General features: G+C 73.4%; 7 protein-coding genes. 5 read left to right on the forward strand and 2 right to left on the reverse strand.

From position 1 onward, the window contains the following. Nucleotides 1–204: 204 nt before the first annotated feature. From ACFWEP_RS28205 to ACFWEP_RS28215, 3 genes are all read left to right on the forward strand, one after another. Entirely contained in the window at nt 205–477 is a 273-nt protein-coding gene (locus ACFWEP_RS28205) for a polyprenyl synthetase (protein ID WP_387374106.1), read from the forward strand. Nucleotides 478–613: 136 nt separating this feature from the next. Next, nucleotides 614–1,636 (forward strand): polyprenyl synthetase family protein, encoded by a 1,023-nt coding sequence (locus ACFWEP_RS28210; RefSeq protein ID WP_387374115.1) that lies wholly within the window; start codon nt 614–616, stop codon nt 1,634–1,636. An 85-nt stretch (nt 1,637–1,721) separates the two neighbouring features. After that, nucleotides 1,722–2,858 (forward strand): oxygenase MpaB family protein, encoded by a 1,137-nt coding sequence (locus ACFWEP_RS28215; RefSeq protein ID WP_387374117.1) that lies wholly within the window; start codon nt 1,722–1,724, stop codon nt 2,856–2,858. A gap of 63 nt (nt 2,859–2,921) precedes the next feature. Here ACFWEP_RS28215 and ACFWEP_RS28220 read toward each other — a convergent pair whose 3' ends face one another. Continuing rightward, nucleotides 2,922–3,809, reverse strand: coding sequence for a hypothetical protein (locus ACFWEP_RS28220; RefSeq protein ID WP_387374107.1), 888 nt, complete (start codon nt 3,807–3,809; stop codon nt 2,922–2,924). 211 nt (nt 3,810–4,020) lie between these two features. Here ACFWEP_RS28220 and ACFWEP_RS28225 point away from each other — a divergent pair, with 211 nt between their 5' ends. Then, a complete protein-coding gene (locus ACFWEP_RS28225; protein ID WP_387374109.1) occupies nt 4,021–4,368 on the forward strand; it encodes a chorismate mutase in 348 nt (115 codons plus the stop codon). 249 nt (nt 4,369–4,617) lie between these two features. Here ACFWEP_RS28225 and ACFWEP_RS28230 read toward each other — a convergent pair whose 3' ends face one another. Beyond that, nucleotides 4,618–5,049: a hypothetical protein gene (locus ACFWEP_RS28230; protein ID WP_387374111.1), complete on the reverse strand. Its 432-nt coding sequence runs from the start codon at nt 5,047–5,049 to the stop codon at nt 4,618–4,620. A gap of 111 nt (nt 5,050–5,160) precedes the next feature. Here ACFWEP_RS28230 and pepN point away from each other — a divergent pair, with 111 nt between their 5' ends. Continuing rightward, nucleotides 5,161–7,656 (forward strand): aminopeptidase N, encoded by a 2,496-nt coding sequence (gene pepN, locus ACFWEP_RS28235; RefSeq protein ID WP_387374113.1) that lies wholly within the window; start codon nt 5,161–5,163, stop codon nt 7,654–7,656. Nucleotides 7,657–7,743: the final 87 nt, after the last annotated feature.

The raw sequence follows: 7,743 nt of genomic DNA on the forward strand, positions 1-7,743 counted from the left end.
GCCCGGTCCGGTACTCCGGACCGGGCGTCGTGCTGTGCTGCGCCCCTGTGCTGTACGGGGCCGGGAGTCGGACGGGGAGTAGTACGGGCGAACGAGTGATCATCACATGGGGTGGCCCGCGCTTCCCCGCCCCTCCGCCGGGGCAGCCTGCCCCCCGAAGCGGCGCCGGAGCGGCGGCGCGCCGTACGCGGAGGGCGGGCGCACATGACATCGAAGACCCGGGGAGACGGCGATGACGGTCCACTCCTGCTCGCCGCAGGCCTGGCCGACCTGGCCCTGACCACCTGCGGGGCCGCCTGGACGGCCGCGCGCGGGCTGCTCGGCCGCTCGGACCTGGGAGACCTCGCCCAGCAGGGGGAGCAGGACCTGCGGGCACGCGGCCGGCTGGCGCTCGACCGGGTGGGGACCGGCCCCGCGCACCTGGAGATCCTGGCGCGCCACGCCCGTGGCCGGGGCACGGGCGGGCCCGGTGCCTGAGACCGTACGCCTCGCGCCGGGGGCACCGGTGCACGGAGTGCCCGCGCAGCCCTCCCGCCCCGCGCCCGGCCGTGCCACCCGCCCCGCGCCCGGCCCTCGCGCGCGCCCGGCCCCCGAACCCTCGGAGCTCGCCGCGCTGCGGGCCCGGGTGGACCACGAGCTGCGGCGGTTCACCGACGCGGAGACCGAGGCGCTGCTCGCCGTCGACGAGGACCTCGCCCCGCTCGCGGCCGTGCTGGCGAACGCCACCGCGCACGGCAAGCGGCTGCGTTCGGCCTTCTGCTACTGGGGCTGGCGGGCGGCGCGGCAGCCGGACAGCGAGGCCATGGTCCGCGCGGCGGCCAGTATGGAACTCGTCCACGCGGCGGCCGTCGTCCACGACGACATCATCGACGACAGCCACCTCCGGCACGGCCTGCCGACCGCCCATGTCGCCCTGCGTGCCGCCGTCGGGGGCACCCGGGTGAACCCCCGGGCAGCCTCGCTGGCGATGCTCGCGGGCGACCTGCTGATGTCCTGGGCCGGCCAGCTGTTCACCGGCTGCGGCCTGCCCGGCGCCTACCTGGCCCGTGGCCGCCCCCTCTGGGGCGTGCTGGCGCGCGAACTCGTCGCCGGCGAGGCCCTGGAGATCCTGCGCACCGCGGGGCCGCCCGACGTGGCGCGGTCGCTGAAGGTGATCCGGTACAAGACCGCCAAGTACACCGTGGAACACCCCCTGCACATCGGCGCCGCGCTCGCCGGTGGCGACACCGCCCTGCGCGACGCCTTCACCGACTACGGGCTGCCGCTCGGCGAGGCGTTCCAGCTCCGCGACGACCTCCTCGGCCTGTTCGGTGAACCGGAGCACACCGGCAAGGCCAACACCGACGACATCACCGGTGCCCGCCCCACCGCGCTGATCGCCCACGCCCTCGCCCGGGCCACCCCCGCCGAGCGCCGCGCACTCACCCGCCTCCTCGGACGAGGCAAGCTCACCACCGGCCAACTGGACCTGGTGCGCGCCGTCGTGGAGTCCACCGGGGCCCGCGCCCGTGTCGAGCGCATGATCGGCGACCGGGTCTCCCTCGCCACCCGGGCGCTCGCCGGAGCCGGCCTCCCCGCCCCCGCGCACGCCGCCCTCACCCACCTGGCCGGCGCGGTCACCACCCGCCCCGCCTGACGCCCACTCCCGTACCCAGCCCCGTACTCCGCACCCGCACGGACAGCCCAGAGGAGCCGCCCCCGTGTACCCGACCGAGCAGTCCATGAACGCGCTGCGCCAGAGCGGCGACGAACTCGCCGACGCCACGGTGGCGACCCTCTTCGAGCGCGGCGAGACGGGGAAGTTCAACACCCTGATGCGGTACGTCTCGGTGGCAGGGCAGCCGCTCCCGGACGGGCTGCCGGACGTCGCCCGCGCGTACCTGCACGAGACCGGCAGCCCGCCCTCCTGGGTCGACTGGGAGGAGATGGAGAGGGCGCGACTGTTCTTCATCGACAACAACGTGCACATCTCCACGGCTCTGTCGTTCGCGGCCATGCCCGCCTGCTACGTCGTCCCGCACATCGCGAAGCTCCTGTCGGCGACGCACTCGCTCGACTACCCCTCCAAGCGGATGGCGGAGACGGGACAGTTCACCGTCTACCTGATGCGGCCCGACGCGTTCGAGGCCGGTGGACGCTTCCTCCCCGCCGCCCAGAAGGTCCGCCTCCTGCACGCCTCCATCCGCTACCACCTGCGGCGCGAAGGGCGCTGGGACACGGCGGCCCTCGGTACGCCGATCTGTCAGGAGGACATGATCGGCGGACAGATGATGTTCTCGATCCAGGTCCTGGACGCCCTGCACCGGCTCGGCATCCACATGAGCGCCGAAGGCGCGGAGGCCTACCACTACGCCTGGCGCGTCGTCGGCGCGATGCTCGGCGTCGACCAGGACCACGCCCCCAAGGACCTGGACCAGGCCCGCGCCTTCTCCGACCTCTACATGACCCGGCACATGGGGCCCAGCGAGGAAGGCGTCGCCCTCACCCGGCAGTTGGTCGACCTGTACGAGGAGGTCGTCCCCGGAACCCTGCTGGACCCGGTCGTCTCCGCGCTGATCCGCCACCTGATCGGTGACACCTGCGCCGACTGGCTCGGCGTGGCCCGCACCCCGTGGGACACCCTCGTCAAGGCCGCTCCCGCGCTGATGAACGTCATGGAGACGGTCGAGGACCGCTCGCCGCTCGGTGCGTGGGCCCTGGACCGCCTCGGCCACTTCACCACCCTGTTCGAGCTCTCCTCGCTCACCCGGGGCCGGGTGATGCACTACGCGATCCCCGAACACCTGAAGAAGGACTACGGACTCTCCACCGCCGTCCCCCGCAACCGGCGCTGGACCCCGCCCGCCCCGGTCGTCTGACCCGTCCCGGTCGGCGGGACCCGCGCCGGCCGTCCGGCGCGGGGAAGGGGTGGGCGCGGTGGCTCAGGTGTCGCACTCCCACTCCGTCCCGCAGACCCCGCAGCGAGCCCGGACCGGACCGCGTACCGGCACCCGAAGCCGCTGATGGCACACCGGGCAGTCGAACAGCACCCGCGTCCCCGCTTCCCCGCCCTCGAAGGCGTACGGCGCTCCGGGCGCCGCCACCTCCCGGTGCCGGTCCCGGGCGTACCGCATCCGGCCCATCGCGCCCGCCGCACGCAGCGGCGGCACCCGCAGGTCCCGCAGCGCCCTGGACCGGCCCTCGGTGTACGCCTGGTACGCCTGCGGGCTGGTGAACCACGGCGAGGGGTCCTCGCCGAACGCCAGCGACCTCTTCGCCAGGACGTACCCGAACTCCTCCGGCGTCAGGTAGCCCAGCTTCTGGCGGGTCAGCGCGTCCTCGCGGAACGCGTCCAACAGCAGCCAGCCCGCGCCCAGGTAGACGGCCACCGTGTCGGTGAGGATCTCGTTCTCCCGCTCGTCGGCGAACCCCAGCCCCAGCCGGTGCAGCAGCACATGGGTGACCTCGTGCGCCAACGCGGCGCCGACGTCGCGCCGGTGGGACCGGAAGCGCTCGTTCAGCTCGACGAAGTACTCGGGTCCGGAGGTGAGCTCGACGGTGGCCGCGTGTTCCGACCGGCGGAAACCGACGACCACACGGGCGTCCGGCAGCCGCAGGTGCAGCACCGTCGCCCGGGCGATCCGCTGTGCGCCCGCGTACAGCTCCTCGGCGTCCGTGAACACGACCTCCGACGCCGGCAGACTCGGCGCGTACGCGCGCACGCCCGCGCCACCGAGCCGCCGGTACAGCGCGGTGACCGCGGCCCGCACGGTTCCCAGATGCGGGAAGCCGTGCGCCACGGGACTCCCGGTCCGACTGCTCTCCGCCACGTCCCCACCCCCGGCAGGCGGCTCGCGCCGCTCGTCCACCACGGTACGTGACCGATCGACTCATGTGATGATCGGTCTGCGTGAGGCGTGGTGCGAGGTGCCGTACGAGGTACCGCTCGGGTCTTCTCCGGGCCGCGCACCGAGGGCCCCCGGTCCGTGACCACCCCACCGACGGCCGACGACCCGTGCCCAACGTCTAAGCTCGTCCCTCATGAACGACATCGATCCGTCCGTACGCGCGGAACTGAACCGGCTGCGCGAGAGCATCGACAACATCGACGCCGCCGTCGTCCACATGCTCGCCGAACGGTTCAAGGCCACCCAGCAGGTGGGCCACCTGAAGGCCGCCCACCAGCTCCCGCCCGCCGACCCGGCGCGCGAGGCGCGGCAGATCGAGCGGCTCCGCCAGCTCGCCGGCAGCGCCAAGCTCGACCCGGCCTTCGCGGAGAAGCTCCTCAACTTCATCGTCGCCGAGGTGATCCGCCACCACGAGCGGATCGCGGAGGAGACCACCACCGGCGACCGGACGGTCCAGGGCGACGCGCCGACCGGCGCCTGACGGTTCCGCGAGGGCGCCGGGCGGTGCCTGACGGTCGCGACGGATGCCGGGCGGTGCCTGACGGTCGCGACGGATGCCGGGCGGTGCCTGACGGTCGCGACGGATGCCGGGCGGCGCCTGACGGTCGCGACGGATGCCGGGCGGCGCCTGACGGTCGCGACGGATGCCGGGCGGCGCCTGACGGTCGCGACGGATGCCGGGCGGCCAGGGCGTGTTCCGACCGTCCCGCCCGCCCGGCCCACGGGCCTCTCAGAGCTCGTGGTCCCGGGCGAGTTCCTCCCAGGCGATGTCACGGAGACCGGGAACTGCGGTCCGGGCGGTGGGAGCCTCGGCCGTGGTCTGGAACCAGAGCACGGTGAGAGCCGAGCGGTACAACACCGGATCGTGGCCCGGGTCGACCGCCGCCGACCGGAAAGAGCCCACGCACGTCACGGGAGGCAGCACCTCGACAGGGCCCCACGGCCCCGGCGGACTGTCCGGGTGCTCACGGACAGGGTCGACGAGATGGACCCGGTCGAGAGGACGGCCGCTCCCGCCGCTCCGCAGCAGCCCCTCGATCTTCCAGTCGTTGAGGCGCGCACACGGATAGCCCTCCAGCATGCCGCCGTAGGTCGACGAGAGCCGCAGGTCGGTCAGGTCGATCGAACGGCCGGAGGAGAGGACGATGCTGGTCAGCGACATGCCCGCACTCTGCCATCCGCCGAGGGGAACGCGACAGCCGATATACCCGCCGCCGACGGCCCGGACCCGCCCCGCACGCGCGCCGCCGGAGCCGTACGGCAGCATGGAGCGATGTCCGTACTGACGCGCGACGAAGCGCAGACCCGTGCCACCGCCCTCGACGTCCAGCGATACACGATCGACCTCGACCTCACCACCGGCGACGAGACCTTCGGGTCCAGCACCGTCGTCCGGTTCACCGCACGTACCGCCACCGACACGTTCATCGAGGTCAAGCCCGCGGCACTGCGTTCGCTCAGCCTCGACGGACAGCCCCTCGACCCCGCGCTCCTCGCCGACGACCGCTACCCGCTCACCGGGCTGGCGGCCGGCCCCCACGAACTCCGCGTCGACGCCACCATGCGCTACTCGCGCACCGGCGAGGGCATGCACCGCTTCACCGACCCCACCGACGGCGAGAACTACGTCTACACGCAGCTGTTCCTCGACGACGTGCAGCGCGTGTTCCCCGCCTTCGACCAGCCCGACCTGAAGTCCGTCTTCGAGCTCACCGTCACCGCCCCCGACGGCTGGAACGTCCTCGGCAACGGCATCGCCACCCACACCGGCGAAGGCCGCTGGACCATCGCCCCCACCCCGCTCATCTCCACCTACCTCGTCGCCGTCGCCGCAGGCCCCTGGCACTCCGTGACCACCGAGCACGCCGGCATCCCCTTCGGCATCCACTGCCGCCGCTCGCTCGCCCCCCACCTCGACGCCGACGCCGACGAGATCCTCGACATCACCCGCGCCTGCTTCGACCGCTACCACGAGAAGTTCGACGAGCCCTACCCGTTCGACTCGTACGACCAGGCCTTCGTCCCCGAGTTCAACGCCGGCGCCATGGAGAACCCCGGACTCGTCACCTTCCGCGACGAATTCGTCTACCGCTCCGCCGTCACCGACACCGAACGCCAGACCCGCGCCATGGTCATCTCCCACGAGATGGCCCACATGTGGTTCGGCGACCTCGTCACCCTCAGCTGGTGGGACGACATCTGGCTCAACGAGTCCTTCGCCGAGTACATGGGCTACCAGACCATCGCCGAAGCCACCCGTTTCACCGACACCTGGGTCGACTTCGGAGTCGCCCGCAAGGGCTGGGGATACGACGCCGACCAGCGCCCCTCCACCCACCCGGTCGCCCCCGACCCCGCCGCGGTCCCCGACACCGCCTCCGCGCTCGTCAACTTCGACGGCATCTCCTACGCCAAGGGCGCCTCCGCGCTCCGCCAACTCGTCGCCTGGATCGGCGAGAAGGACTTCCTGGCCGGCATCAACGCCCACTTCGCCCGCCACAGGTTCGCGAACGCCAGCCTCGCCGACTTCATCGACAACCTCGCCTCCGCCACCGACCGCGACGTCCACGGCTGGGCCGACACCTGGCTGCGCACCACCGGCCCCGACACCCTCACCACCCACGTCGAGGACCTGGGCAACGAGTGGACCCTCGCCGTCGACCGCCGCGGCAGCCGTCCCCACCGCATCGCGGTCGGCCTCTACGACCACGAACTCGGCACCGGCCCCGACCGGCTCGTCCTGCGCGACCGGGTCGAGACCGACGTCCCCGGCACCGGCGAACCCCTCACCCTGCCCGGCCGGCGCCCCGTCCTGGTCGTCCCCAACGACCAGGACCTCACCTACGCCAAGGTCCGGCTCGACGCCGCGTCCTGGACCGCCGTCGAAAACGGCCTCTCCAGCATCCCGGACCCGCTCACCCGCGCCGTCATCTGGAACGCAGCCCGCGACATGGTCCGCGACGGCGGCCTCCACCCCACCGCCCACCTCGCCCTCGCGCGCACCCACCTCCCGCACGAGACCGACCTCGCCCTCGTCCAGGGCGTCCTCGGCTTCGCCGCCCTCCTCGCCGACCGCTACCTCACCCCCGAGGAGCGCCCCGCCGCGCTCGCCACCCTCGCCGACCTCTGCCGCGACCTCCTCCGCCGCACCGAGGACGGCAGCAACCCCGGCCTGCGCCTCGTCGCCGTACGCCACTTCATCGACGCCGCCACCCAGCCCGACACCCTCCAGGAGTGGCTCGCCGACGGCACCGTGCCCGGCGGCCCCGAACTCGACCCCGAACTGCGCTGGCGCGCCCTCACCCGCCTTGCCGTCCTCGGCGCCACCGACGAGGCCGCCATCGCCGCCGCACTCGCCCAGGACCCCAGCGCCACCGGCCAGGAGGGCGCCGCCCGCTGCCGTGCCGCCCTGCCCGACCCGGAGGCCAAGGCCGCCGCCTGGCAGTCCCTGTTCCACGACGACACCCTCTCCAACTACCTCTTCACCGCCACCGCCCAGGGCTTCTGGCAGCCCGAACAGACCGGACTCACCCGCGAGTACGTGGCCCGCTACTACCCCGACGCCGCAGCCCTCGCCGCCCGCCGGGGCCCCGCCATCGCCACCGCCGCGGGCCGGTCCGCCTTCCCCGCGTACGACGTCGACGCCGAGTCGCTCGCACTCGGCAGCCGCGCCCTGGAGGACGACACCCTCACCGCCGCCCTCCGGCGCAGGCTCGTCGACGAACTCGACGACCTGCGCCGCGCACTGGCCGTACGCGACGCCCACTGACCCACCCACTGACACACCCACTGACCCACCGGCCGGCCCGCCGACGGGCGGCACACACCCACCGCGCCCGGCTCCCCCCCATCGGGG

The sequence above is a fragment of the Streptomyces sp. NPDC060198 genome, from assembly GCF_042728415.1.
In the GTDB taxonomy this organism is placed as follows: Bacteria; Actinomycetota; Actinomycetes; order Streptomycetales; family Streptomycetaceae; genus Streptomyces.